The organism is Mycetocola sp. Y444, assembly GCF_059445295.1.
This window is the reverse complement of the sequence record NZ_JCAIUB010000002.1, coordinates 437,819-464,591: the sequence shown is the minus strand read 5'-3', so window position 1 is coordinate 464,591 and position 26,773 is coordinate 437,819. Positions and strand designations below refer to the sequence as shown.

Here is a 26,773-nt window from a genome sequence, read left to right as displayed (position 1 = left end):
TACAAAGGGCGTGGGATTCACACGCCCTTGGCCCGCTTCCGACGTGCCCCGAACGCGAGCAGCGCCCCGAACGCGAGCGCAGCACCCGCACCGACGAACGGCAGCGCTTAACGACCATCTTCATTCAAATGTCCTGGCATCCGTCGCCGCGGGTCCCCGGCATGCGACTACCGCGTCGACTCCCCCACCAACAGGTGCGGACCGAGGACGGTTCGGCGGGTCACAGACTCCGCACTCGGTGACCCCAGCGACTCAGTGAGCAATCGCACCGCTTCGCGGCCCATGGCTGGCCACGGATGGCGGAGGGTCGTAATTGCCCGGGGTTCCTGGTCGGTGAACGCAACGTCCATAAGGCTCGCGAGCCGGACCGGATCAGGCACACCGACCCCGCGCATTCGAAGCACGGCGGCAACGCCCTGAGCAACCTCGTCATTCGCGCAGACGATGGTGTCGATGACGACGCCATCCGGTGCTTGCGGGAGCTCTGCCGCCCCCAGCAGCCGCTCCGCAGCGGCGATCCCGCCGGAGAGGTCTGCAGCATCCGACACCACCGGCTCAACCGAAAGACCCGCCTGCTGCGCCGCCAAGGCGACAGCGGCACTCCGCCGCTGGTCGCTGCGATTCTCCAAGTCGAATCCGATGATCGCCACACGCGTGGCACCCGGAGCCAGGTGATCGATCAGCAGCTGTGCGGCACGGTCCTCATCGAGGCCCACCGAGTCGGCGAGAATCGCGTCGTTGTTGCGGCCAACGAAGACGAGCGGAACAGAGCCAGCTGCCTCCGCGGCGGCCCGGCCCACCTCAACCGACGGTGCGCACAGGATGACACCGTCCACACCGCGTTCGATGAGCGCGTTCACCTGCTCCACCGCGCTGGCGGCAGTGGGTTCCACGTATCGCAAAAAGAGCGCTCGGTCCGTGCTGTCCAGCACCCCACTGATGGACTCCACAAGGCTCGACAGGAATCCGGGGCTGAACCGGGGCAGGAGCACACCGATCGTCCCGGTCGGCTGTCCCCGCAATGCACCGGCAAACGGGTTGTACCGGTAACCGACATCTTTCACCGCACGGTGAACCTTCGCCTCTTTGTCGGCGGACACCCTCCGTGAGCCCGACAGCACGCGGGACGCTGTCGCAACGGACACTCCAGCCTGCGCCGCGACATCCGCGAGGGTCGGCACCTGCATGTCGCCCACGCCTACGCCCCGCCCTCGACTGCGGCGGCTATAACACCGAGCTCACCAAGGAATCCATCGAGCACGCGCATCGACTCTGCAACGGTCGCGTCAAGAATCGCGGTGCCCTTTGCAGCGGTCGCTGTCGACGGATCGCCGAATACGCCGCTTGGTGAGAACGGGTGGAGCTGCATGGGGCGAACACCAAAGTCAGAGGGGAACTCGGGATAGGAGGACACAAAGCGATCGGCGTGCACGCGTGAGGCATCGATGGCGAGCATGATCGACGTCTCCACCTCTTCTGCATGGTTGAGTCCGGGCGCCGCGGGTTCGCTCTCGCGCACTCGCGAGATCGCGGCATCCATACCCGGGTAGTCCAGCGTAATCGTCGGCATTCCCTGCTCGAGAAGCTCGCGGGTGGCCGAGTACAGGGGCTGCCGGTTTCCCCAGTCACCGTTCACGATCACAAGACCGGCGGTACCAGCGGCCTGGAGGGCTACACCAATGTCGACGGCAATGGCGGTCACGGTCGAGGGCCGGAGCGAAATCGTGCCGGGGTAGCCGGCGTTGTTCCAGGTGTCCCCATAGTTGACCGGCGGAAGCAGCACGGCGCCGAGGATTTCTGCGAGTGCCGACGCCACATACTCAGCGGTGATGGTGTCGGTACCGAGCGGGAGATGGGGGCCGTGTTGTTCGAGCGCGCCAAACGGGAGGATGGCCACCGTACCGCCGCTCGCGAAGCGGGCAGCGACGTCTGGCCATGGGGTCTCAAAGGCACGCATGATCAGGGAGCGTACTCCTGAATTGACAGGCCGTGTGAGCGATCCGTCAGGGCGGGGATACGCGCCGACAGTTCGTCATAGACACCGTCGAGGTCGAGTGTGGCGAGCCGGCCATTCCGCACGACGACCGCACCGTCAACGAGAACCGTCGTCACATCGCTCGACTTCGCGACCAGCACGAGCGTCGATGCAGGGTCGTGAACAGGCTGCAGGTGCGGGCGTCGCGTGTCGACGAGCACAATATCGGCGGTGTATCCCTCGACGAGACGTCCATGCGTGCTCCCCATGCCGAACAGGTCCGCGCTCTGCCGCGTCAGCAAATCAAGAGCGTGCGCAGAGGTGAGCCAGGTCGCGTCTTCGGAGCGGTTCTTCTGCAGCAGGGAAAGGAACCGCAGACTCTCGATCATGTCGAGCGTGTTGTTCGACGCGGCTCCGTCGGTACCGATCCCGACGGTGATCCCGGCGTCGTGGAGAAGCCGGATCGGAGTCCCCTGCCCCATGGCATGCTTCATGTAGTTCTTGGTGCACGCCGCCACCGCAACCCGGTCGGCATACGGTTCGAGCCACTGCAGGTCGTCTTCGATGATGCCGACACCGTGGGCAATGATCGCACCTGCTTCGAGCACGCCGGTGTCGTGCAGAACCCGAATAGGCGTCACTCCGCGCTTCTCCAGGCTCGCCCTCGTCTGGTCCATGTTCTCGGCCGCGTGAACGTGGATTCGCACACCCAGCCGGGCTGCCTCCGCAGCCGTCGCCCGGAGGTCCCCATCATCGACCGTGTATGTCGCGTGCGGGCCAAGGGCTGCCGTGATCCGTCCGCCGGCAGCGCCGTGCCATCGTTCGACGAAATCAACGGATGCCTTCAGTCCGTCGGGCCCCTGGCTTGAGAAGAACGTGGACGCGAGTGTCGCTCGCGCGCCGGATGCCTCTACGACGCCTGCGATCTCATCCATGTTGAAGTAATGGTCGGCAAAACTCGTGACTCCGGCGAGCAGCATCTCCCCCACCGCAATCTGGGCACCGAGCCGCACATCGCGAGGCGTCAGGTTCACTTCCATCGGCCAGATGTGGCCGTTGAACCACTCCTCTGTGGGCACATCCTCAACGGCGCCACGGAACATCGTCATCGGCGAGTGCGTGTGTCCATTCATCATTCCGGGCATCGCGATCTGGCCCGAGGCATCGATCAGCTCAGCCGAAGCGCGCTCGACGTCGGTCACCTCAGCCGTCGGCTTGACCCAGGCGATCGTTTTTCCGCTGATCCCTATCGCATGGTCGGCCAGGAACGTCGCCGTTCCTCCGAGCCGGGCACTTGTCGGCCCACTGTTCCCTGCCTCCCGCTGGCGATCGGGGTAGCAAGCGACAGGGCGCGCGGTTTCGGTCAGCACCGTTGCACCGGTGATGATGATGTCAACGGATGCCGGTACCGGCAAAGCGCTAGTGTTCGTCACCCTTCGAGGGTGCCATGGTGAGCGGCGCTCCGGCAAAGATTTGCACGTTCCATGAAAACTGTTACACGCTCGCAACATCCAGCCACTAGGTTGTTGTCTGTTGTGGCCGTCATGAGCAGGCGAACGGCCGGAATTTGTTCCGCATCCCCTTGCAAGCGATTTCAAAACCTTCAGGAGCACCAGTGCGTTCACACCCGACCAAGCGCGGCCTCACCCTCACCGGCATGGCCCTCACCGCCGCGCTCGCCCTCACCGCGTGTGGCGGCCAGGCAGCCGTCACCAACGATTCCGCTGACGCCGACGCGAAGTCCGTCGCGCTCCTCTACGGCACCCGTGGAGATTTCGCGCTCATGGACAGCGCGTACAACGGATTTACCGCTGCGCAGGAGGACAACGAGTTCAACCCCCTCGAATTCTCGAGCCCAGACACCGACAACTACCAGGAGCGCCTCGACCTGGCTCTCGACCAGAACGCCGACCTTGCCATCGGCATCGGCTTCCAGTGGGGTTCACCGATGGGAGAGACGGATGCCGGGGATACGGCACTCGTCAACATCGACGTGGACAAGGGCACGGTCATCGCCGGCGTCACCACAGTGTCGTTCGCCGCAAACCAGTCGTCTTACCTCGCGGGTGTGGCTGCGGCGCTCAGTTCGAAGACGAACCACATCGGCTTCATCGGCGGGGTGGACATGCCGCTCATCCAGGACTTCTACGTTGGCTTCCAGGCCGGCGCAGCATCGATCAACCCCGATATCACAGTGGACTCGAGCTACCTGGCTCCCCTCGGAGACTTCAAGGGATTCAGCGACCCGACCAAGGGCAAGGAAGCCGCGGCATCCATGTACGCCGGCGGAGCGGACGTCATCTACACCGCCGCTGGCGGATCAGGCCAAGGTGTATACGAAGAGGCGCTGTCGTCGAGCACCGCCGACAAACACCTGTGGGCGATCGGGGTCGACGGGGACGCGTACCAGAGCGTTGACGACGCGATTAAGCCGCACATTCTCACCTCGGCTGTGAAGAACACCGGCGTCGCTGTTCAGGATGCCATCGAGGCCTACCTTGCCGGCGAACTCGAAGAGGGCGAGCTGGTTTACGACCTCTCCAATGACGGAGTCCAGCTGTCGATGAGCGGTGGATATCTCGACACACTTACCGAGCAGATCGACGAGGTCCGAGCCTCGATCATCGCCGGAGAGGTGACAGTGCCGACCGCACTGTAACCAGTGAGCGGGCGCCCTTCCCCCGAGGGCGCCCGCTCACACTATAGACCCGAGCTCCTTGGGGGCCGCAGGTCGAACCCTCGCCGCAGCACGCTCGCCCCGAGCCGAAATGAGACGCCATGACTGAGAGCGCCGCCCCCATCGCCTCCCCGACAGCCGCCGATTCCGTGGAGCCCATCGTTCGGCTGACGGGCATCATCAAACGATTCGGCACTTTTGTCGCGAACGACCGCATTGACCTCGCGGCCCGGCCGGGAACTGTTCACGCGGTTGTCGGCGAGAACGGTGCGGGCAAGTCGACCCTGATGAAAATCCTCGCCGGCGAAGAACCGGCAGACGAGGGAACGATCGAGGTCGACGGCGTCGTCCGCCAGTTCCGCTCACCACGCACCGCCCAGCAAGCGGGCATCGGTATCGTGCACCAGCACTTCCTGCTCGCGGACGCCCTGCGCGTCTGGGAGAACATCGTCCTTGCTGACGAGCCTGGCTCGGCCTTCGCCCTCGACATCAGTACCGCGCGACGGCGCGTTCACGATCTGGCCGTCGCCAACGGCTTCGACATTGACGTCGACAGCGTCGTGCGCGACCTCGGTGTCGGCGACCGCCAGCGCGTTGAGATTCTCAAAGTGCTCTACCGAGACGCCCGCATCATCATCCTCGACGAACCGACGGCGGTGCTCGTGCCGAGCGAGGCAACTGCCCTGTTCGACTCGATCCGTCGGCTGACCGACCGCGGGGCGGCCGTTATCTTCATCTCCCACAAACTCGACGAGGTGCTCAGCTTCGCCGACGAGATCACCGTCATCCGTCACGGAGCAGTGGTGGGTCACACTCTTCCGCGCGATACGACGGCGCAGGAATTGGCCGCCATGATGGTGGAGGTCGAGATGCCGACCGTCAAGCCGCGCGAGATCCCCGTCGGTGACGCCCTCTCGCTGACGGTGACTGAACTCACGGTCGGTGCACCGGGCCGCAAGCCGCTTCTGGATGCCGTGAGCTTCGAGATCCGTTCCGGCGAGATCGTCGGTATCGCTGGCGTCGAGGGCAATGGCCAGACGGAACTCCTGATGGCCCTCCTCGGTCGCATCCCAAGCACCGGCACTGTCACGCTCGCCAACGAGGACATCACATCCCTGCCAACGAAGAAGCGCAGAAGCCTCGGACTTGGCTACATCCCCGAAGACCGACACCGCGACGGAGTGGTCCTCGCCATGCCACTCTTCGAGAATGCGGCGCTCGGCTACCACGACCGCGCACCCATTCGCCGGGGAATCTGGTTCAACAAAGGAGCGGCGAGTTCCGCCGCCCGGTCGATTATCCGCCGGTTCGACGTGCGCGGGGGTTCGCCCAGCACACCGGCGCAGTCGCTCTCCGGTGGCAACCAGCAGAAGTTCATCATCGGTCGAGAAATGGGAGCCCAACCGACTGTGCTTCTCGCCGCACACCCCACTCGCGGTGTCGACATCGGAGCACAGAGCGCAGTCTGGGCGGAGTTGACGAAGGCCAGAGACCAGGGCCTCAGTACGCTGCTGATCTCCGCGGACCTCGACGAGCTCCTCGAATTGAGCGACCGCCTTCTCGTCATGTATGGAGGACGAATCGTCGCGGAACTCTCGCCGGGCTCCCTCACCCCTGTTGAGCTGGGTGAATACATGACCGGCGTGCGCACGACCCACGACCCGGGTGGATTTCTGCCCACCGACGTCCCAGGCGACCGAACCGACGAGACCGGAGCAACGCGATGATGCGCAGAATTGTGACAACCGTCGCCGGACCGGTGATTTCGATCGGGCTCGCTCTGCTTGTCACCACGCTATTCCTCACCTTCAGCGGGTACAGCGCAACGAGCGCATACCAGGTGATGTGGGAATACGGCACGACAGCTGACTCCCTCGTCGCGAGCCTCAATAAAGCTGTCCCGCTCTACATCGCCGCCGTCGCCGGCGCGTTCGCCGTGCGCATGGGCCTCTTCAACATTGGCGTCGACGGCCAATACCGGCTCGCTGCCCTCGCCGGCGCCGTCGCGGCCGCCAGCATCAACCTGCCGATCGTGCTCAAGCTGCCGATCGTGCTGCTCATCTCGTGCACCGTCGGCGCATTGTGGGCGCTCATCCCCGCACTGCTCCGGGTCTACCGCGGTGTCAACGAGGTCATCACTTCGATCCTGCTCAACGCCGTCGCAACGACCCTGGTGGCGATACTGCTTGCAGACGTCTTCCGATCGGGTGCAGGGCAGAACACCGGAACCGCGGTCATCGACGAAAGCGGGCGGATGCCGTCACTCATCGACCTGGGGCTCGGTGACCGCACACAGATCTCCGGCTTCCTGATCGTGGCCATCCTCGTCGGAGTGATCTATTACCTCGTGATGAACCGCAGCGTCTTCGGATACACGATGCGGGTCACAGCTTTGAGCCCCGAGGCCGCCGAATCTGCGGGCATCAGCGTGAACCGCCGGGTGATTATCGCGATGCTGGCCTCTGGTGCCATCGCCGGACTCATCGGTCTTCCGCACATCCTCGGCGTCACCTACCGATACGACGGCACCATGCCGATCGACCTGATGTTCGTCGGCCTTGCCGCCACGCTGCTCGGCCGTTCCCACCCGATCGGAATGGCCGTCGGGGCCTTTGTGCTCGCCTTCGTCGACCGCAGCGCCCAGGTACTCGGACTGGTACAGCTGCCAACTGAGGTTGGCCAGATCTTCATCGCCGTCGTTCTGATCAGCTCTGCGATCGGCTATTGGATCACCGAAAAAGCCGACAAGAAAGTTTCGCTCTGGCGGGCCATGCGCTCCAGACGCAAGGAACCCGTGCTGGAGGATGTGAAATGAGCGACGGAATGACCACCGGGGCGGGAGCAACCACAACACTCACCGCTGCTCCCCTGAATGCCGCGCCGGACACGCGTCCTGTTCCAGCCGATGCCCGCAACGCCAACTCGATAGTGCGCATCCGCCGGGTTCTTGGCTGGGTGTTTCTTGGCCTTGGGCTCCTGATCCTCGCGCGATACCTTGCCGACGCGCCCGGAATCACCGCGTCCTCGACGTGGGGTTCGGCCCTGCGACTCACTGTTCCCATCGCCGTCGTCGCGATGGGCGGCATCTTCTCCGAGCGCGCCGGCGTCATCAACGTCGGGCTCGAAGGGATGATGGTCGGCGGCACCTGGATGGCAGGCCTCTTCGGAACTTATGCCGGCCCATGGGCCGCTCTCATCGGCGGCGTAATCGGGGGCCTCATCTTCGGCGTCCTCATGGCGGTGCTGTGTATCGAAATGGGGATCAACCAACTCATCGTCGGTGTTTCCATCAACGTGATCGCGGTTGCTGTCGCTCGGTTCATGTCTGACATCGTCTTCGCCGACATGGCGGGCGGGAGCATCGCCCGGTCGCCGCGCATCGCGGAGAGCGTGCCGTCGGTGAGCCTCCCGTTCGTCTCCGGCGGGCTTGGCACTCCCGACGCCGCGCGAGCCATGGAGTCGAGTAGCCTGCCGGTGATCGCGGAGATCGGTGGCATCGTCGGCGGCCTCACCAGGGACGTTTCCGTTGCCGCCCTGATCGGCCTCGCCCTGGTGCCGTTGACCGCGTACATCCTGTGGCGCACCCCGTTCGGCCTGCGCTGGCGAGCAGCCGGAGAGCAGCCGGCTGCCCTGCAGGCGCTTGGCGGGAGTGTGCACCGCACCCGGTGGATTGCTGTGCTCACCGGAAGCGCTATGGCCGGTTTTGCCGGCGGCACCCTCGTGCTCATTTCGCAGATGTACGTCGAGAACCAGACCGCTGGTCGCGGATTCGTCGGCCTAGCCACGCTGCTCTTCGGCAACTGGATGCCCGGCGGCGTCTTTGCCGGTTCGGCCCTGTTCGGTTTCAGCGACGCGATCGGGCTCGGTCGGCCGGAGACCCTGCGCGCCCTCGTCTTCATCCTCGCCGTCGTCTTCCTCGTGCTTGGCGGGCTCCGGATGCTGCGCAAGAGGCGGCGATCGAGCATCGCTCCGCTCATTCTCGGTGCCGTTCTTCTCGCCGTTTTCATCTGGATCCCGCTCCCCGCGGCCCTGTCGTCCGCTACGCCATACCTCGTCACGCTCGCCGTGCTCGTCGTGGCCGGCACGACCATGCGCCCTCCGGCGGCGCTCGGTAAAGTGCTGCCGCGCCGCAACTCAAAGTCCTAGGAGACCCGTGCACTCACTCAATGGAATCGCTCTCTGGGACGGCCGAGCCGCCCGTGGACGGGTCTCGCTGATCTGGAACGAGGGTATCGTCACCCGGGGTCCGCACGGCGGCTCGACCGGAGGTGGCGTCGTCGAGAGCATCGACGCGGCATCCGCTTTCTTGCCCGGACCAACCGGACCCACGTTCGATGGACTCAGCGTGATCCCAGGGCTGGTCGACACGCACGTGCACCTCATCGGGAACGCGTCGGATAGTCCGGCCGACTTCCTCGGCTGGCCCGTCGTCACGCGCCCAGAGGAGCAGGTGCTCCACGGGCTCGCTCACGCACAGCAGGCCCTCGCCGCCGGTGTCACGACCCTGCGCGATCTGGCTGCCGACGAGATCCAGATCTCGCTGCGCCGCGCACTCGACGCCGGGATTGTCTCCGGGCCCCGGCTGGTTACAAACGGACTGGTCTCCATGACCGGGGGGCATGGTGATATGTTCACCCCTCCCGCTGTCGAGAACCGGAAACCCACCGCCGATGGGCCGTGGGAGTGCCGCGCCCTGGTGCGCCACTGGGCCCGCGCTGGCGCCGACGGCATCAAAATCGCCACGAGCGGCGGAGTTCTCTCGGCCGACCGGAGCTCATGGCGGAACCACACTGACGAAGAGATCGACGCGATCGTCGACGAAGCTCACGCACTCGGCCTTCGGGTTGCGGCGCATGCGCACACCGAAGACGGCATCGCCATCGCGTTGCGGCACGGCGTTGACTCCATCGAGCACGGCACGCTGATCAGCCGCGAACAGGCCGTCGCGGCCAGCACCTCAGGAGTGAGTATCGCGCCGACCCTGCTCATCAACGATGTCATCGCCCAGCGCCGGGTACCGGTGTCCGACGACCAGGCGGCAAAGGCCGCTGCGCTCGTCAAAACGCGCAACGAGCTCATGCGGGATGCCGCTACGGCTGGCGCCGACTTCGTGCTCGGCACCGATGCGAACGGCTACCACGTCGGCTTTGGCGACCAGATGAGCGAGGTGCGGCGGATGGGTGAGGTTCTCGGGTACTCCCCCGAACGCGCGCTGCAGGCCGCCACCTCCCGGGCTGCGGCCGCTGTCGGGCTGCAGTCACAGGTGGGAATCCTCGATGCAGGCTTCGGGGCAGATTTCCTCGTGATGCGCGGGCGCCCCTGGCTGAACCTCGACGACCTCCGGGTCGAGAATATCGTGGCTGTTGTCTCCCGCGGCGTTGTCGTGCAGGGCGCGCTGCCCGAATCCTGAATTGCGGGTGAACGACCCGACCGCTATTCGCACGAGGCGCTGCGCCGCGCCGCGAGCGGAAGTGGCAGCTGGCATGGTGCTCCAGCCGCCACTTCTACGTCTCCATCGAGGACGGTACGAATCAGGCCTGGCTGGCCCGGTTCCGCCGCACCCCGAACGCGAGCAGCGCTCCGAGAAGCAGCGCTGCCCCGGCGCCAACGAACGGCCACGCCGCCAGATCCGCGCCGGTATCCGACAGTTTGTCGCGCTCGGATGCCGACACCGGGTCGGCGTCCTCCCCCGCTGATCCACCGGGCGTCACCGGAGCCGCCGGAGCGGCCGACGGCGACGTCACCGGCGCGGGCGGAGCCAGCACCTCGACATCGGCCGACGCAGCATCCGCGACGACCAGCGACACGGCATCCGCCCCCACCAGCTCTGCGTCGAGCGCGAGCGTCACATCGCCCGCGCCGATCGCCTCGAACGACAGGGTCGCGAGCGTCAGGTCACCGGTCGCACTGGGCGAGGTACCGAGCTTGGTGTGCACATACTGCAGCTCGCTGCCCTCCACAGTCGCGGCCCCGACTCCCGAGATCGGGGTCTGCGCGCTGCCGTCGACATACTCGAGCACCGCCGGGTCGAAGCCCAACGCCAGCTCGTACGCGTACACGTCGACCGCACCCGTGACCGACACCGTGACGTCCACCGTCTCGCCGACCTGCACCGTGGCATCCGACACCGCAATCGAGAAGGTCGCGACGCTCGGAGCCGCCGTTGCCGACAGCGGTGCGGCCAGCACCAGGCCGCCGACCATCGCGGCGACCACCGGACCCGCGAATGTTACTCGTCGACGGATGCTCCCCGCTGATGACATGGACTCGTTACCTTTCAGTTCTGTCTGCTGTTGCACTCGCCGTATCGTCGCCATGGCTCAACCCACCAGTTCCGGGAAGAGGGACGGTGAGGTGCGGTGCTTCGTGGCCTGCTCGTAGTCGTACGCGAACCCGAGCAGCGTCGACTCGGCGTATGACCGGCCGAGGAACTCGATGTTCGATGGCGCTCCGTCGATCGCGCTTCCGTCGATCGCCGTCGACGACATCCCCATCGGGACGGTGACCGCCGGCATCCCGCCATACGGGCTAAGGCGGTTGTTGGCGCCGGCGTTGTACTGGCCGGTCGTCGTCGGGTAAATCATCGCCGACACGTTGTACGTGTTCATCGCACCGGTGAGGATCGACTCGCCATTCGCGATTTCCGCGTTGTGCTGGGTGATCCAGGCCTGGTACTGCTCCTCGCTCACCCGCTCACGAGCGTTGTACGTGTTGGTGCGCGACGGGTACTGGTAGTCGTTCGCGGCGATGATTTCGCTGAGCGTCTCGTACGGCACGTCGGGGTCGGTGACGAACTTGGCGAGGTACTCGTTGACGTCGTGCTTGAACTCGTTGGTGCTTCCGCTCGAGTAATTCTGAACGGTCGAGAGGTTGGGGATCACCATCTCAACGAGGGTCGCGCCCTGCGCCTCGAGGTCGGCCTTCGCCTGGTTGAACAGGCGCACCACCGCGGGGTTCGAGCCGACGATCGACGGAACGTAGCCGATCCGCGCACCCTCGAGGCTCGAGTCGTCGAGGCTCGAGGTGTACGTGCCCGGGATGTTGCCGTTGGACTCCGCGGTAGTCGGGTCTTCGGCGTCGAACCCGACGACCGAGTCGAGCGCAATCGCCGCGTCGGCAACCGTGCGGGTCATCGGGCCACCGGTGTCCTGCGACAGCGCGAGCGGGATGATGCCGTCACGGCTGGCGAGGCCAACCGTCGGCCGAACGCCAACCAGCTGGTTGAACGACGACGGCACCCGGATCGATCCGCCGGTGTCTGTGCCGAGTCCGATGATGCCGAGGTTGGCGGCGATGGATGCGCCGGTTCCTCCGCTGGATCCGCCCGCGTTCTGGTTGCGGACGTACGGGCTCATCGTCGGTCCTCCGAGCGAGCTGTCGGTGGTGAGGTTGAATGCGAACTCGTCGAGGTTGGCCTTCGCCAAAATGACCGCCCCGTCAGCGCGCATCTGTTCGACCATCTGGCTGTCGGCATCCGTCTGGTTGTTCTTCAGGCAAGTGCAACCAGCGGTCGTCGGCATATCGACAGTGTTGTAGTTGTCTTTTGCGATTACCGGGATGCCGTGGAGCATGCTGCGGGGACCGCCCGCGGCACGTTCCGCATCCAGCTGGGCAGCGATCTCAAGCGCGTGCTCGTTGACCGAGATGATCGAGTTGAGCTTCTCGCCCTGGTCGTCGTATGCGGCGATTCGGTTGAGGTACATCTTCGTCAGTGACACGGCGCTGATCACACCGGCGTTCATTGCCTTCTGCGCATCGATCGTGCTCGCCTCGACCGCGGAGAACGGACCGTCGTCGTAGAGCGCACGCTGGCTCAGCTGCGCGACATCGGTGACGGTGATCGTTCCGTTGCCGTCGAAGTCGGCCACCCTCACGCCCGCCCAGGTCGGGTCGGCGTTCGTGCTGCCGAGCGCCGCCATGAGCTTGGCGATATCGACCTCATCGACAGCGTCGTCTCCGGTGAGATCTGCCTCTATATAGAAGGGAGCGAGAAAGTTCAGTCCCGTGGTGTCTGACGGTGCCGCAGTGGCGACGGTGAGGCCGCCGAGGCTGGTGGCCGCGACTGCGACCATCGCTCCCGGCAGCAGAACGAATTTTCGGAATCGGTGCCGTGGTGGCTGACTCAAGGTGTTCCTCTCGGGGCAGGCAAGGAATCGACGCGCGGAGCGCGGCGTGACGACGCATTCTGCGGCGTGATTCCGATGCTCACAGCCCCGTGTTGCGGGGGTGTAACGCCGGGGTTTCGAGGGCTGGCCCAATCGGGCGACGGCGTTACAACCGTGCTCCGGATGCCGCCACCCGGTTCGACACCACCCTGAGCACCACGGCTCCGCACCCCATCACGACGGCGCCGACGCACGTCGCGACCGGGGCGCCGAAGGAGAAGTAGAGGGCCGAACCGAGGAAGGCGCCGAACCCCATGGCGAGAATCGCAAGAAGCTTGCGCAGCCAGTGCGGGTCGTGCTTGCCGGAGAGCCAGCCGTCGTGGGCCAGGTTCACCATGGTCATGGTGACGACTACAGTGCTGATGTCTCTGATGCCCACCGGCTTGAGGGCCGAGGCCTGGGCGCCGAGGGCGAAGGCGAGCACCCCCGTGATCACGACGATCGCGGTGTCGTTCGGCGGCCCGATCACCGCCCACCCGACACCGACGCCCAAGGTCACGACGGTGCCACACGCGAGGGTCGCGGTCGTCGCGAGCGGGACCCGATCGTGTGTCGGCCTGATCCGAAGGACCCGGGCTGCGGTGACCGCACCGAGGAAGAAGACTCCGAGGGCGACGAGCAGATTGACGACGGGGAGTTCCTGCTGCCCACCGAGTGCGAATCCGAGAAACAGCACGTTGCCCGTCATGTTGCCGGTGAAGACCTGATCGAGCGCCTGATAGCTCACGCCATCGAGGATGCCGGTGGATATCGACAGGACGAGAAGCGCGGCCACCAGCCCGGTGTCGCGGGCAGCGATCGCCGACTGTGCCGCTGGGGTGCTGGCTGGGGAGTTCGTCATTGTCGCCTCCTGGTGGTGTGGCGACGCACTCGGCGTCGGCACCATGACAGTGCCGTTGCCGGTGATCGGCCAGAGGCGGATGACACGGGGCCAGCTGCCTGCCGCTGCACGAGGTCGCTCGGATGGAAGGTATGCTCACTTTTTGTTGAGAGGTCTATGCAGAGTGATGAAATAGGCTGGGCTCGGAGGCCGTTATCCCTCTAGACGGTTCGGAAGAACCGCCCCTATCCAGAAACGCGGGACTCTGTCCCGAGCAAGGAAACACAATGGGCAATTTTGAAGGAAAGACCGCACTCGTCACCGGTGGCGGCTCAGGCATCGGCGAAGCGATCAGCAAGGAACTCGCCAGCAACGGCGCCAAGGTCGTCGTCGCCGACATCAACCTCGAGAGCGCGACCCGCGTCGCCGACGAGATCACCGCCGCTGGCGGAACCGCTGTTCCGTTCCAGTCGAACACCATGATCGCTGAAGACAGCAAGAAGGCCGTCGACTTCGCCGTCGAGACCTTCGGGGCCCTCAATTACGCGGTGAACAACGCCGGCATCGGTGGCGCCCCCGCCCTGACCGGTGACACCGACCTCGAGAACTGGGAACGCGTCATCGGCATCAACCTCAACGGTGTGCTGTTCGGTATGCGGTACCAGATCCCCGCCATCCTCGAGTCCGGTGCGGCCGAAGGCGGCATCGTCAACATGGCCTCGATCCACGGCACCGTCGCAGCCCTCGGCTCGTCGGCGTACACCGCGTCAAAGCACGCGGTCGTCGGCCTCACCAAGAACGCTGCTGCAGAGTACGGAGCACAGGGCCTGCGCATCAACGCCGTCGGCCCCGGCTACATCGACACCCCGCTGCTCGAAGCCGCTCCCGCTGAGATGCTCGAGGGCCTCAAGGGCAAGCACCCGCTCGGACGCCTCGGCCGTCCCGAGGAAATCGCCAACGTCGCAGCGTTCCTGCTGTCAGACAAGGCAAGCTTCATGACCGGCGCGTACGTGCTGGTCGACGGCGGCTACACCACCGTCTAAACGTCTCATCGATCAGCGGACCGGTCACGGACCGCTGACCTGGCGTGACACACGCGAACGGGCACCGGATGACGACATCCGGTGCCCGTTCGGCGTTTCGGCGAGCGCCTGCCTAGCTGAGCTGACTCTGTCGGCGACGGAGCGCGACGAGCGCACCGGTGCCGATCAGCATCGCAACCGCCGCAGCGACGGCGAGGCCAAGCGGGCTGGTCTCGGTACCGGTGTTCACGAGCCGGTCGCGGGCATCCGTCGTCCCGTCACCGGTCACTACCGGAGCGACGGTGCCAGGAGCAGCGCCCGGCGCGGCCGGGGCCAGCACTCCAGGTGCGGGATCCGCGGGATCAACGGGAGCCGGCGTGATCACCGGAGCCGCGGCGCCGATCGTCACCGTCTGGCCGAGCGCGTTGAGACCGGTGGTCGCATCCCAGGTGCCGACGTTCGCGGCCTGAATGGCGAACCGCGGGTCGTCGCTCACGGCCTGACCGGCCAGGGGGGCGTCCACACTCGTGCCGGCATCTCCCGCTGGAAGAGCGAGGTACGCCTGGTACTCCCCGTCGGGGACACCCGCGAACGATGCGGTAAGCGTTGTGGTCGTACCCGGCATCCACATGCGCGCATCGTCGTTGTCGGTGAACGGCACTTCGAAGCTGCCGGCGTCACCCTCGAGCACCAGAACGGCGGTCCTCGGGTTGTACGGAGCTGCCCAACCGTCATTGCGCACCCCGAGGGTGAGCTGGGTCGCGCCGTCGGCATCCGCCGAGACAGTGCTCTCGGTCATCACGAAGCGGTAGCCCAGTCGCTGCGCTGTCTCTTCGATGCCCTCGGCACCCCAGGTGTTGAGGACCGCCTGGTTGTAGTCACGGTTGAGGTAGCTGTAGTTGTAGCGCGCCATCTCTGCGGACGCGCTTTCCCACTCGGAGCGCGGCGGGTTGACGTTGCAGGTCTCACCACCGATGGGCACGTACTTGCTGTCCGCCTCGAGGTACTCCTGGTCGAGTTCGATCGGGTCGGACAGGAACGTTCCCCAGTCATCGGGCGCCGCGAGGAAGCAGTCGTTGTGGTGACCGACGCGCGAGATATCGCTGCCGTCGTGCGCCTGGGCGAGCGTGATGGCGCCCGCCGCGCCGGTGGGCACGTCGAAGAGTTCCTGCTTCGAGAGCATCGTACGGACCTGAACCGAACGGTCTTCGGGAAGTGCCTCGAGCAGCGCATCGGTCACCGCTGACCGGTTGGCCCAGTCCTCCTCAGTGACGACACCGGGGTTGGCGGGGTCTGCGACGAAGTGGTCGGTGTAGTAACCCTCGCCCCAGAGGCCGATCAGTCCGTTCTGAACGACGGGAATGACATCCGCGTTCGCCCGCAGAATCGGGGTGAGCTGCTCGATGTGCGCGAGAACGATGTCGAGCGGTGCGTCTCCGTGCGGCGGCTCGTATGGCCAGGCGCCGCCCTGCACGTAAGCGAACCGGGTGATCACGGAAATGCCAGCCTCGCGCGCCGTGTCGTAGTCGGCCTGGACGAGGGCGAGGAACTCGGGGTCAAGCGTCGGGGTGTTGACGAACTTCTCCAGGTAGAACACTCGGAGGATCTGGGTGACACCCTCGGTGCGGAACGCCTCGATTTCCGCACGGACAAGCGGCACATATCCGGAACCGTCAGCCCGGTAATGCGTTTCGGTGTGGTCATAGAACCCGCGCTCGGGGTTGGCGATGACCCCCGCACTTTCTTCATATTGAACGGTGACGTCCCCCGGCGCGGCGATCGCGGCGGACGGGATGGCCAACGCCGCAATCCCCGCCAGTGCGATTCCGATCGGTACGAATTTCTTGTGGTGTTTCCTTTGGTGCACGGTGGATCTCCTTTGAGTCGGATGATGCTTTGTGTGGAACGGAAAATTGCGTACTGGATGCCGGTTACTTCAGCCCGCTGGAAGCGAGGCCGTCGATGACCCGACGTTGCAAAACAACGAACATGATCAACACGGGTGCCATGGCGAGCAGGCTCGCTGCCATCACAACCGGGTAGTCGGTGGTGCGGTCACCAATGAGCGTTGCGAGCCCCGCCGATAACGGCATCCGATCGCTGAATGTGGTGACAACGAGCGGCCAGAGCAGCTCGTTCCACGACCACAGCACTGTGGTGATCGCGAGCACGCTGATCGTCGGGCCGGCCAGCGGGAGCATGACCTTCCAGAAGACCTGGAACGGGTTCGCACCGTCGAGGCGGGCCGCTTCTTCGAGCTCGACCGGCATCGCGAGGAACGCCGTTCGCATCAGGAAGGTGCCGAACGCGCTGAACAGGCCGGGCAGCACCAGACCACCGAGCGTGTTGAGCAGGCCGAGGTTCTGCACAATCTGGTACTGCGACAGCAGGTACACCTGCGACGGCACCATCAGGATGGAGAGCACGAGCGCGAGCAGGATGCCCCTGCCCCGGAACCGCATGCGTGCGAACGCATACCCGGCGAGGGTGCAGAACAGGATCTGGGCGACCGTGCGGATCACGGTGATCACCACCGACGTCGTCAGCTGTTCCAGGAACGGCAGGCGGGTGAACACGGCGGCGTAGTTCTGCCACTGCAGTTCGGCCGGCCAGAACACGGGCGTGACGCTCTGCACCTCGGCGTTCGTCGACAGCGACATGATGATCTGCCAGACGAACGGGAAGGCCATCAACAGCCCGCCTCCGCCGAGGATGATGTGCGCGAACACGTGCGACCCGCCGCGACGCGGGGCTCGGCGACGCGGGGTCGGTTTCCTCGCTGCGGGAGGAACCCGAACGGATGCCACTGCCTCAGTCAACCTGGACCCACCGTTTCTGCAAGCGGAACTGGATCGCGGTCACGATTCCGATGATGACGAAGATCACCATGGCGATCGCCGCCGCGTAACCCTTGTCGTTGTTCACGAAACCCTCGCGATAGAAGAAGTAGACGAGCGACATGCTCTTGGGCAACACCGGGTTGGAACTGCCGAGGATTGCGTAGAGCAGGTCGAAGACCTGGAAGCTCGAGATGATCGTGACGATCGAGATGAAGAAGATGCTCGGCGTGAGCAGCGGGACGGTGATCGAACGGAACTGCCGCCACCTGTTTGCTCCGTCGAGTTCGGATGCCTCATACATTTCGGGCGGGATGCTCTTGAGTCCGGCGGCGAGCACGATCATCGCGAACCCGAGCGACGACCAGAGGCCGACGATCGCAACGGCGACTGTTGCGGCACCGGGGGTGCTGATCCAGTACGGTCCGTCGATGCCGAGAAAACCGAGCCCATAGTTCAAGAGTCCAAAGTCGCCGTTGAAAATGATGCGCCAGACCATGGCTACCGCCGTCGGCATCGCCACGTACGGGAGGAAGAACAGCACCCGGTAAAGCGACGCGAAACGGAGGCCAGGCAGGTTCAGCAGGCTGGCGAGGAAGACGGCGATCGGGATGCCGAGCAGCACGATTGCCGTGTAGAGCAGGGTGTTGCCGAAGGAGAGGTAGAGCGCCGGGTCGGCGAACAGGGCGACGTAGTTCTCAAATCCGGCGAAGTCCCACCCGCCGAATGCTCCCCAGTCCGTAAGGGAGTAGAACGCGGTCTGGAGGATCGGCCAGAAGTAGAACACCGAGATCCCGCCGACCAGTGGGGCGAGGAAGAGCCACGGCCAGATGCCGTCACCGGCGAAGCGACGCCGCGGTGTCTGGGGCGGGGCGCCGCTCCCGGCTCGCGCCGCCCGACCCGTGCGGGTCGGGGCGGGCGAGCCGGGAGTGTGCGTTTCGGTTGTCACTGGTTACTCCTCGGCGAGAGCCGCGTCCATCTGCTCGGCGAGTTCCGCGGTGACCTCAGCGGTCGGGCGCTCACCCGAGAACGCCTGGGGCAGCAGTTCGGTCTCGAATGCGTTCCAGACGGCAGAGTTGTTGCTCACCGGGAGGGGCTTCGAGTACTCGACAGCGTCGAGGAAGATCTGCAGGTTGGCGTCAGGCATCGACTGGGTGAAGGCATCCTGTGTTCCGGTGAATGCCGGGATCATCGCGCCGGCGTCACCCTGCTGCTGCTGAGCTTCTTCGCTGGCGAGGAAGACCTGGAACGCCTGGGCGGCCTGCTTGTTCTTGGAGTCAGCGGCGACGACGTTCGAGACACCGTGGATGACGGTGGCCTGCTCCTCGCCCGTGGGCAGCGGAAGCGCCGTGATGTCACCGGCGAACGGGAGGTCGGTCAGTGCCGAGCGGAACCAGCTGCCGCCCCAGTACATGGCGAGCTTGCCGGAGGTGAACCACTGGTCTGCCGTGGTGTCGGTCAGCTGCTGGATGGACGGTGACCCGCCGCTCGCGATGAGGTCGCTCCAGAACTGGATGCCAGCCTGTGATCCTTCCGAAGCGTACCCGGAGGTGTCACCGTCGATGACCGAGCCGCCGGCCTGGAAGATCGTGTTGTAGTAGGTGGTCTGGCCGTCCATGCCGCCGGCGCCGCCGTAGATTCCCTCAGCCGCGAGTGCGGTGGAGATGTCGGTGGCCGCGGTCTGGAAGTCGTCCCAGGTCCAGTCCTCGCTCGGCAGTTCGACCCCGGCCTGTTCGAACAGTGCCTTGTTGGTCCAGACGCCGATCGTGTCGAAGTCCTTCGGAACGCCGTACTGCTCGTCACCGACGTTGTAGAGGTCGACGAGCGACTCCGGGTAGTTCGACAGCTCGATGTCGCCGGCGTCAACCGCGTCGGCGATCGGCTCGAGCAGGCCGTTGGACGCGTACAGGCCGATGTTCGGGCCGTTCATCCAGAACACGTCGGGAAGCGTCTTGCTCGAACCCTGCGTCTGCAGCTTGGTCCAGTACTCGGAGTACGGCGTCACGTTGACGTTCACTTCGATGTTCGGGTAGAGCTCGTTGAACGCGTCGATGTTCTCTTCGATCGCGGACACCTGGTTCTTGTCCCACAGCCCGTAGGTGATGGATGCCTTCAGGTCTTTATCGGGGGCGCCGTATTCGCCGCTGTCGCTGGTTCCGGCATCCGAGCTGCAGCCGCTGACCGCGAGCATGAGGCCCATGGCTGCGGCCACTCCGGCGGTCAACCGCCGGGCGGAGGGGGTGGACGAGGTCATGAGGGGGTCCTTTCACTGGGTAGCGCGTCTGTTGTGATTGTCAGGTGGTGCAAGGGGGCAGTACGGGAGGTGAAGCGGGAGAGAACCGCCGGCGCCAGGTCCGGGACGGTCATGGGGGTGGAACCGGCACGGAGGGATGCCGCGGCGAGCGATCCGGCGGCGACGGCTTCCCGTGCGGCGATGGGCGACACGATGGTGGGGGCGCCGTCGAGCACGTGGGCCAGGAATTCTGTCATCGTGAGCAAATCGGCATCCGCGTGCCCGCTCGCGACGCCCTCTATCGGGTACTCGGCGTCTCCCGATTCCTGCCACTCGTGGCGGCGGTTCCAGACCTTGACGGTTCCGCCGGCGGTGTCGCCGAAGTTTTCCAGGCGACCCTCGGTGCCGATGACCGTGTAGTTGCGCCAGTAGTCGGGGGTGAAGTGGCACTGCTGGTAGCTCGCCTGCACGCCGTTGTCGAGGGTCATCAGCATCATCGACACGTCTTCGACGTCGACGACGGGGTTGAGTCCGGTCTGCGCGGTCGGGGGCCAGTTGTCGTAGGAGAACCAGTCCTCCATGACCTCACCCGGGCGCTCGCGGCGGTCGGTGATGTCGCCGTAGATCATGAGGTCGCCCATGCCGACGACGCGGCGGGTGTACCCGTTCGCGAGGTAGTGCACGATGTCGATGTCGTGGCTGGCCTTCTGCAGCAGCAGGGTTCCAGTTTTGGATCGGTCGGCGTGCCAGTCCTTGAAGTAGTAGTCGCCGCCGTTGCCGACGAAGTGGCGGACCCAGACGGCCTTGACCTCGCCGATCTCGCCGCGTTCGATGATCTCGCGCATCACGCGGACCACACCGGAGTGACGGAAGTTGTGGCCGACGTACAGCGGTGTGCCCGTCTCGGCCGCTGTCGTAAGCACCCGATCGGCGCCCTCGAGGGAGATGGCGAGTGGCTTCTCGAGGTAGACGGCGATGCCGGCCTCGAGCAGGGCGACAGCGATGTTCTCGTGGGTGTGGTCCGGGGTGGTGACGATCGCCGCGTCGATTCCGCCGGCGGCGATGAGCTCGTCGAGCGACTCGTAGACCGTCGCGTCGGGGAAGAGGGCTCGTGCCCGGTCGCGGCCCGGTTCGGTGGTGTCGACGGCAGCGACAACCCGTGCGCCGGGACGTGCCTCGGCGACGTGGTGCGCGATCACGCTGCGGGCGCCGGTTCCGATGACGGCGACGGCCAGGGATGGGGCCGCGGCGCTGCCGTTGCTGCCGTTGCCGGTGCCCGTGCTGCTGGCGTTTCCGCTGCCTGCGCCGTGCCCGTCACCGGCGTCGCTGGTGCCGCGAGTTGAACTGATATTCATCTGCTGGATTCCACTTCGTTGTGTCTTCTGCCATCTTGCACCATGTTGCGCGAGTTTGTCACGTTTGATATGGAAATGATCACAAAACAGCACACTAGTGCTGCTCGCCCTTGACAGGGAAGGATCGGTTTTGCTTATTTACCTGGCCGTAACACTGCGCCGGTGCGGTGCTGGGGCTTCAGCGGATGCCGGGGCGGGGCTGTGCGCCGCCGCTCCGGCCGGGTCAGTCCGCGTCTGTCGGCGTCGGGCCCGGTCCGTCCGTGTCGCCCGCCTCAGCGGGTGCGGCCACGACGAGCTCGACGCCAGCCGCGGCGAGGTCAGCGGCAAACCCGGGCGACACCTCGGCATCGGTGACGAGGATGTCGATCGCGTTCAGCGGGCAGATCCTAGCGAAGGTGCTGCGCCCGAGTTTGGTGGAGTCCGCAGCCACGATCACACGCTGGGCGACGCCGGCGATCTCGCTGCTGGCATCCGCTTCTCCCTCGTGAATGGTGGTCGCACCGAATGCGGCGCTGAGCCCGTCAACGCCGAGTACTGCGGTGTCGAGGCTGAAGCCGCGGAGGGCAGCACCGACGAGCGGGCCGACCAGCTCGTACGACTGACGGCGCGGGAAACCGCCCGTGACCACGATTTTGATGTGGTCGCGCACCGACATTTCGTAGGCGATGTTGAGGGCGTTGGTGACGATCGTGACGCCGACCTTGTCGGGGCCGACGCGGAGCCGCTCGCTCCGTCCGAGCATCCGTGCGACCTCGCTCGTCGTCGTGCCGCCGTTCAGGCCAACGGACTCCCCCGGATTGATGAGGTCGGCGACGGCCCGGGCGATCGCGACCTTGGCCTCGGCCTGGCGCGCGATCTTGTACTGCAGCGGGAGCTCGTATGCCGAGCCGAGCGCGGATGCCCCGCCGTGGGTGCGGGTCACGAGGCCCTGCTCGGCGAGCGCGTTGAGGTCGCGGCGTACCGTGGCCGTTGAGACGCCGAGCGCCTGGCTGACCTCGGCGATCGACACATTGCCCCGTTCACCGACGAGTTCGAGTACGACATTGAGGCGGCCCTGTTGAATCACGGCGACCCTCCTTCTCACGCTGTCATCACATCCGACACGACATGATTGAAATTGATCAAGTCTGACCATATCGATCATTTCCAGCATGAGGTGAGGAATCTGGCGCGAAGTCGGGCTTTGATGGCAGCCGCGACGGGTGGCCTATGTCAGCGGCGACCCGTAGCCTTAACCGGTGAGTTCTGAGCCAGCTTCATCATCTACTGACGACTTATCCGCTGACGGCATCCTCGCGACCGGCGCCGAGGCATCCGCTGTGCCCCCGCACTGGAAACGGAACGTCGCGCTCTTTCTCAGCGGCCAGACCATCTCGCTGTTCGGGTCGATGATCGTGCAGTACGCGGTGATGTGGTACGTCACTTTCGCGACCCAGTCGGGTTTTGCGATCGCGCTCTATGCCCTCGCCGCGTTTCTTCCGCAGGGCGTTGTGTCGATCTTTGGCGGTGTCGTCGCCGACCGGATGAACCGGCGCGTGCTCGTGATCATTGCCGACACTACGATCGCGGCGGTGACGCTGGTGCTCGCGATCGCAATGCTTAACGGCATTACCGACCTCTGGGTGATTTTGCTCGCTGTGGGAGCGCGATCGATTGGGGCGGGATTCCAGACCCCGGCGGTGCAGGCGATGATCCCGCAGATTGTGCCGGCCGAGAATCTGATGCGGGTCAACGGTCTGTTCGGGTCGATTCAGTCGGCGATGGCGCTGCTCGCGCCCGCTGCCGCCGGTGCTGTCTTCGGGCTGTGGGGCATCGTGCCCGTGTTCTTTATCGACGTCGTCACCGCGGTGATTGGTGTCGGTTTCCTCGCCTTCGTCTCGGTGCCGACGCTCGCGTCGATCGCGTCCAAGACCACCAGTTACCGCGAGGACCTGGTCGAGGGAATGCGGTACATCTGGCAGCATCGGGTCGTTCGCTGGCTGCTCGGTGTGTTCGCCATCATCTTCCTGCTGACCGTTGCGCCGTCGTTCATCACGCCGCTTCTGATCGCGCGCACCTTCGGTACCGAGGTCTGGATGGTGACGGTACTCGAGGTCGCGTTCAGCGTTGGCATGATTCTCGGCGGGGTTCTGGTGGCGACGGTGCTGGCGAAATTCGGTCGGATGCCGCTCATCCTGTTCGCAACGTTCGGTTTCGCGGTGTTCACCATTGCGCTTGGGCTCGCGCCCGACCTGTGGCTGTTCTACGGGTTCATGTTTGCGTTCGGGCTGCTCGTTCCGCTGTTCTCCGCGCCGTTCATGACCCTCGTGCAGGAGACGGTGGAACCCGAGATGCACGGGCGGGTGTTCAGTTACGTCGGCATCGTGATGGCGCTGGCGACCCCGATCGGCATGACGGTGTTCGGGCCGCTGGCCGACGTGATCAGCGTGCAGATACTCCTCATCATCGCCGGAATAGTGACGATCCTCGTGATGGCGGTGGCCGTGTTGCTGCCGTCGGGGCGGGCGGCGATTGCGGCGGCTCGGGCGCAGCGTCCGGCCGGTGGGGAGGGTTCCGCGGACGGGGCGGATGCCGCGGGCGACGCGGGTGCTGCGGACGCGGCGGGCGCCGCGGGTGCTACGGGTGCTACGGACGCCGCGAAGCGAGGGGCCGACGCGGACGACGCGAAGCGAGGGGCCGACGCGCGGTAGCGGCGGCGCCCCGGGCTTCCCGTCCCACCGCGAGCGCTCGACATCCATGCCTCGCGGGCTCACATCCGTCCCGCCTTTTGCGGAGCGCTGCACATCCATGCCCAAGCGGCAGAAGTATCTGCAGCGCGGGCATGAGAGTGCCGCGCTCAGCACGGGCCGTCCCTCCGCGCGCCACTGTGCCCGCGCCGCGCGGCATCCCCGACCATCTCTCATCCGAGCGCTGCAACTCGACTACCCCTCCCGCGCGAGCGCTGCACATCCATGCCCACGCGGCAGAAGTATCTGCAGCGCAAGCATGGAAGTGCCGCGTTCAGCACGGGGTCGCCGCTGCGCACGTCAGCGTGCTCGCGCCGCGCGGCATCCCCGACCATCTCTCATCCGAGCACTGCAACTCGACTACATCGCTCCCCCACCCCGCGCCCCGCACTCGCCCACCATCCCGTTCCTCGCCCTCTCATCCCGCCACTCCCGCGCGAGCGCTGCACATCCATGCCCAAGCGGCAGAAGTAACTGCAGCGCCGGCATGGGAGTGCCGCGCTCAGCACGGGCCGTCCCTCCGCGCGCCAACGTGCCCGCGCCGCGCAGCATCGGCACCCGCGTCGCGCGGCACCCGCACCCGCACCCGCACCCGCACCCGCACCCGCAGGCTGAACCTCCACGCCCCCTCCCACATCCGCCCGCTCGCGCCCGAGTCCTTCCCTCACCCAGGCGCCATCCGCGCCCCCAAGCTCGACTACCTCGGTCGCCCTCTCATCCCGCCGCTCCCCGCGAGCGCTGCACATCCATGCCCAAGCGGCAGAAGTAACTGGAGCGCGAGCATGGGAGTGCCGCGCTCAGCGCCCGGGCGGATGCCGTCGCTCCCCTCCGCGCCCGGGCACCCAACACCGGGCCGCGACTCCTCCACAGCAGCGTGCAGTCGCCCGTCGATCCCCCATCGAACGGATGCCGCCCCGCCACCCCTCGAAACGTCCGACAGTTGAGGTGTGCCCGATTTCATCATCCGCAGACACGAGGAGCTGGCCACGGGAGCCAACGACTCGACCCTTCGCCGATCGTCCCGCACCGGCGCGATAGTGCGCATCGCCCACGGCTCGTACGCCCCCTCGGCGTTCTGGAGCGGCCTCGCGCCCCACGAGCAGCACCGACTCAAGGTCCTGGAGGCCGCGGGTCGGGCGCGAGGCACCGTGCTGTACTCCCATTACGCGGCCGCCGCCCTCTGGGGCATCCGGATTCTGGGTTCCTGGCCGGAGAGAATCGATGTGACGACCGACCAATCGCGTGGCGGCCGCTCATCCGGCGCGGTGAAGCGCCACTGCCGCCCGCTCACGTCTGTCGAAATCGTTGCGCTCGACGGCCTGCTTCTCACCACTCCCGCCCAGACGGTCGTCGATCTCGCACGCGACCTGCCGTTTGCCGACAGCGTCGTCGCGATGGACTCCGCACTGCACGAGGCGCGCCACGCTGGTGCATTGACCACGACGGATGCCATCACCCGCTGCGTCGAAGCGGCATCCGGTCAACGGGGCTACCGCAAGGCGCAGGCGGCGGCGGGCTTCGCGACGAGCCAGTCGGATTCACCGGAGGAGTCGCACAGTCGTGTGTGGATCCACCTTCTCGGGTTTCCCCCTCCGTTACTTCAGGTCGAGTTCCGCCTCCCGAGCGGACGCACAGCCAGGCCGGACTTTTACTGGAACGACTTCGATCACGCCGGGGAGTGCGACGGGCGAGCCAAATATACGGATCCCCGCTACCTTCACGGGCGAACACCTGAGAAGGCCGTCATCGACGAGAAGAACCGGGAGAACGAGCTGCGCCAGGTGGTCGGCCGCCTCTCTCGCTGGGAGCCGCGGGACCTCTACCCGCCGCGCCGGCTCTACGACAGGCTCACCTTCGACGGGCTGCCCTCGTCGAAGCGGCGTCCGTAACGCGCGCGTCCACACCTGCCCGTCGCCCGCTCACCCTGCCCGCTGGCTCACCCTGCCCGCTGGCCGTCCATCCCTCGACCGCTGCAGATCCATGCCCGCGCTGCAGAAGCTTCTGCAGCGCGAGCACGGAAGTGCAGCGCTCGCGCACCATCCAGCGCTCGGCACCGACCACCCGCTCACGGACGGGCGCTCCCCTGCCACAATCCGGTGGCGGTACGCTGGCGGGCAGGTGGCGGCACACTGGCGTCCTCCTGGCGTGGTGCCACCGAACCGGGCGGAGCGAGCATGGGGTCTATGAATAAGACACGAATTATTGAGCTTCGACAGGCACAGGGCTGGACCCAGGAGCGACTCGCGACCGAGAGCGGAATCGGACTCAGAACGGTTCAGCGGCTCGAGGCGGGCGAGGACGCAAGTCTGGAAACCCTGTCCCTGGTGGCGGACGCCCTGCGGGTTTCGGTGCGCGACCTCTTCTCAGCGATCGACGACGCCGACCTGAACAGCCGGGTGGACTCACTCGAGGACCGCACCGCGCACCAACAGGCCGCGCGCGACCGGATCACCGGCGCCTGGCGCTGGCTCTATCTCGGGATCGGCATCGTCCTCACCCTGGTCAGCTTCACTTTCGCCCAAGGCATGGTGTTGTTCCTCGGCTACTGGGTCGGCGGCACGATGATCCTGCTCGCGCTTCGCCGGCTCTACCTCGAACCGCACCTCGACGAGAAGTACCCGCTGTCGCGAAGCACCCCGTCGCGTCGCGAACGACGCGCGAGCCGCAACCACACCCAGCCCCCGGCAGAGAAGACTCCCGCCGAGGTTTAACACGCGAACGGATGCCTGCGACCGCGGCTGGCGTCGCGCGATCGATCCGCTCTGCGGGCGTGATGCGCACATCGTGGCTACCTGAATCCCCGCGCCCCGGCATCCGTTCGTGCCCTTATCCCTCGCCGCCACCCGTACCCTCGCTCAGCGCTGCAGAAACGGATGCCTGCGGGCCGGGGCTGGCGTCGTGCGATCGATCCGCTCTGCGGGTGTGATGCCCCCATCGTGGACCTGACGCGCCGCGCGCCCCGG

General features: G+C 65.9%; 21 protein-coding genes. 9 read left to right on the top strand and 12 right to left on the bottom strand.

Annotated elements, in window-relative coordinates; all coding sequences use genetic code 11:
• Positions 1–167: 167 nt before the first annotated feature.
• The 3 genes from AC1C2M_RS08890 to AC1C2M_RS08880 are packed head-to-tail and all read right to left on the bottom strand — an operon-like array spanning position 168 to position 3,408.
• Positions 168–1,187, bottom strand: coding sequence for a LacI family DNA-binding transcriptional regulator (locus AC1C2M_RS08890; RefSeq protein WP_495436005.1), 1,020 nt, complete (start codon positions 1,185–1,187; stop codon positions 168–170).
• An 11-nt stretch (positions 1,188–1,198) separates the two neighbouring features.
• Entirely contained in the window at positions 1,199–1,957 is a 759-nt protein-coding gene (locus tag AC1C2M_RS08885; protein ID WP_495436004.1) for a creatininase family protein, read from the bottom strand.
• A 2-nt stretch (positions 1,958–1,959) separates the two neighbouring features.
• Positions 1,960–3,408 carry an amidohydrolase gene (locus tag AC1C2M_RS08880; protein ID WP_495436003.1) on the bottom strand — a complete coding sequence of 483 codons (1,449 nt, stop codon included), beginning with the start codon at positions 3,406–3,408 and terminating at the stop codon, positions 1,960–1,962.
• 182 nt (positions 3,409–3,590) lie between these two features.
• On the opposite strand from AC1C2M_RS08880, the gene AC1C2M_RS08875 reads away from it, so the two are divergent.
• The 5 genes from AC1C2M_RS08875 (at position 3,591) to AC1C2M_RS08855 (ending at position 10,062) form a co-directional block, all read left to right on the top strand.
• Positions 3,591–4,634: a BMP family lipoprotein gene (locus AC1C2M_RS08875; protein WP_495436002.1), complete on the top strand. Its 1,044-nt coding sequence runs from the start codon at positions 3,591–3,593 to the stop codon at positions 4,632–4,634.
• A gap of 119 nt (positions 4,635–4,753) precedes the next feature.
• Positions 4,754–6,379 carry an ABC transporter ATP-binding protein gene (locus tag AC1C2M_RS08870; protein WP_495436001.1) on the top strand — a complete coding sequence of 542 codons (1,626 nt, stop codon included), beginning with the start codon at positions 4,754–4,756 and terminating at the stop codon, positions 6,377–6,379.
• Complete coding sequence (locus AC1C2M_RS08865; protein ID WP_495436000.1) at positions 6,376–7,467, top strand: ABC transporter permease; 1,092 nt, start codon at positions 6,376–6,378, stop codon at positions 7,465–7,467. Before AC1C2M_RS08870 ends, AC1C2M_RS08865 begins: the two co-directional genes overlap by 4 nt.
• Positions 7,464–8,798: an ABC transporter permease gene (locus AC1C2M_RS08860; RefSeq protein ID WP_495435999.1), complete on the top strand. Its 1,335-nt coding sequence runs from the start codon at positions 7,464–7,466 to the stop codon at positions 8,796–8,798. The genes AC1C2M_RS08865 and AC1C2M_RS08860 overlap by 4 nt, the downstream gene beginning before the upstream one ends.
• Before the next feature lie 7 nt (positions 8,799–8,805).
• Positions 8,806–10,062 (top strand): amidohydrolase family protein, encoded by a 1,257-nt coding sequence (locus AC1C2M_RS08855; RefSeq protein ID WP_495435998.1) that lies wholly within the window; start codon positions 8,806–8,808, stop codon positions 10,060–10,062.
• Between the two features lie 121 nt (positions 10,063–10,183).
• Here the strand turns inward: AC1C2M_RS08855 and AC1C2M_RS08850 are convergent, their stop codons facing one another.
• From AC1C2M_RS08850 to AC1C2M_RS08840, 3 genes are all read right to left on the bottom strand, one after another.
• Positions 10,184–10,915, bottom strand: coding sequence for a cohesin domain-containing protein (locus AC1C2M_RS08850; RefSeq protein ID WP_495435997.1), 732 nt, complete (start codon positions 10,913–10,915; stop codon positions 10,184–10,186).
• A 57-nt stretch (positions 10,916–10,972) separates the two neighbouring features.
• Positions 10,973–12,724 (bottom strand): amidase family protein, encoded by a 1,752-nt coding sequence (locus AC1C2M_RS08845; protein ID WP_495435996.1) that lies wholly within the window; start codon positions 12,722–12,724, stop codon positions 10,973–10,975.
• A 199-nt stretch (positions 12,725–12,923) separates the two neighbouring features.
• Positions 12,924–13,658, bottom strand: coding sequence for a YoaK family protein (locus AC1C2M_RS08840; RefSeq protein WP_495435995.1), 735 nt, complete (start codon positions 13,656–13,658; stop codon positions 12,924–12,926).
• 266 nt (positions 13,659–13,924) lie between these two features.
• On the opposite strand from AC1C2M_RS08840, the gene AC1C2M_RS08835 reads away from it, so the two are divergent.
• Positions 13,925–14,680: an SDR family NAD(P)-dependent oxidoreductase gene (locus tag AC1C2M_RS08835; RefSeq protein ID WP_483405399.1), complete on the top strand. Its 756-nt coding sequence runs from the start codon at positions 13,925–13,927 to the stop codon at positions 14,678–14,680.
• A 112-nt stretch (positions 14,681–14,792) separates the two neighbouring features.
• Here AC1C2M_RS08835 and AC1C2M_RS08830 read toward each other — a convergent pair whose 3' ends face one another.
• The 6 genes from AC1C2M_RS08830 to AC1C2M_RS08805 form a co-directional block, all read right to left on the bottom strand.
• Positions 14,793–16,526 carry a DUF4832 domain-containing protein gene (locus tag AC1C2M_RS08830; RefSeq protein ID WP_495435994.1) on the bottom strand — a complete coding sequence of 578 codons (1,734 nt, stop codon included), beginning with the start codon at positions 16,524–16,526 and terminating at the stop codon, positions 14,793–14,795.
• Between the two features lie 64 nt (positions 16,527–16,590).
• The gene (locus AC1C2M_RS08825; protein ID WP_495435993.1) at positions 16,591–17,466 is read right to left on the bottom strand and encodes a carbohydrate ABC transporter permease; all 876 of its coding nucleotides are present in this window, start codon (positions 17,464–17,466) and stop codon (positions 16,591–16,593) included.
• 4 nt (positions 17,467–17,470) lie between these two features.
• The gene (locus AC1C2M_RS08820; RefSeq protein WP_495435992.1) at positions 17,471–18,445 is read right to left on the bottom strand and encodes a carbohydrate ABC transporter permease; all 975 of its coding nucleotides are present in this window, start codon (positions 18,443–18,445) and stop codon (positions 17,471–17,473) included.
• 3 nt (positions 18,446–18,448) lie between these two features.
• On the bottom strand, positions 18,449–19,750 hold the full coding sequence (locus AC1C2M_RS08815) for an ABC transporter substrate-binding protein (RefSeq protein WP_495435991.1): 1,302 nt from the start codon (positions 19,748–19,750) through the stop codon (positions 18,449–18,451).
• Complete coding sequence (locus tag AC1C2M_RS08810) at positions 19,747–21,084, bottom strand: Gfo/Idh/MocA family protein (RefSeq protein ID WP_495435990.1); 1,338 nt, start codon at positions 21,082–21,084, stop codon at positions 19,747–19,749. Before AC1C2M_RS08810 ends, AC1C2M_RS08815 begins: the two co-directional genes overlap by 4 nt.
• 223 nt (positions 21,085–21,307) lie before the next feature.
• Entirely contained in the window at positions 21,308–22,150 is an 843-nt protein-coding gene (locus AC1C2M_RS08805; protein ID WP_495435989.1) for a DeoR/GlpR family DNA-binding transcription regulator, read from the bottom strand.
• Positions 22,151–22,322: 172 nt separating this feature from the next.
• Between AC1C2M_RS08805 and AC1C2M_RS08800 the strand changes: the two genes are divergently transcribed.
• The 3 genes from AC1C2M_RS08800 to AC1C2M_RS08790 all read left to right on the top strand — a co-directional run bounded on the left by AC1C2M_RS08800 (position 22,323) and on the right by AC1C2M_RS08790 (position 26,521).
• Positions 22,323–23,774 carry an MFS transporter gene (locus tag AC1C2M_RS08800; RefSeq protein WP_495435988.1) on the top strand — a complete coding sequence of 484 codons (1,452 nt, stop codon included), beginning with the start codon at positions 22,323–22,325 and terminating at the stop codon, positions 23,772–23,774.
• 983 nt (positions 23,775–24,757) lie between these two features.
• Positions 24,758–25,699, top strand: coding sequence for a hypothetical protein (locus AC1C2M_RS08795; RefSeq protein WP_495435987.1), 942 nt, complete (start codon positions 24,758–24,760; stop codon positions 25,697–25,699).
• A gap of 294 nt (positions 25,700–25,993) precedes the next feature.
• A complete protein-coding gene (locus AC1C2M_RS08790; protein WP_495435986.1) occupies positions 25,994–26,521 on the top strand; it encodes a helix-turn-helix domain-containing protein in 528 nt (175 codons plus the stop codon).
• Positions 26,522–26,773: the final 252 nt, after the last annotated feature.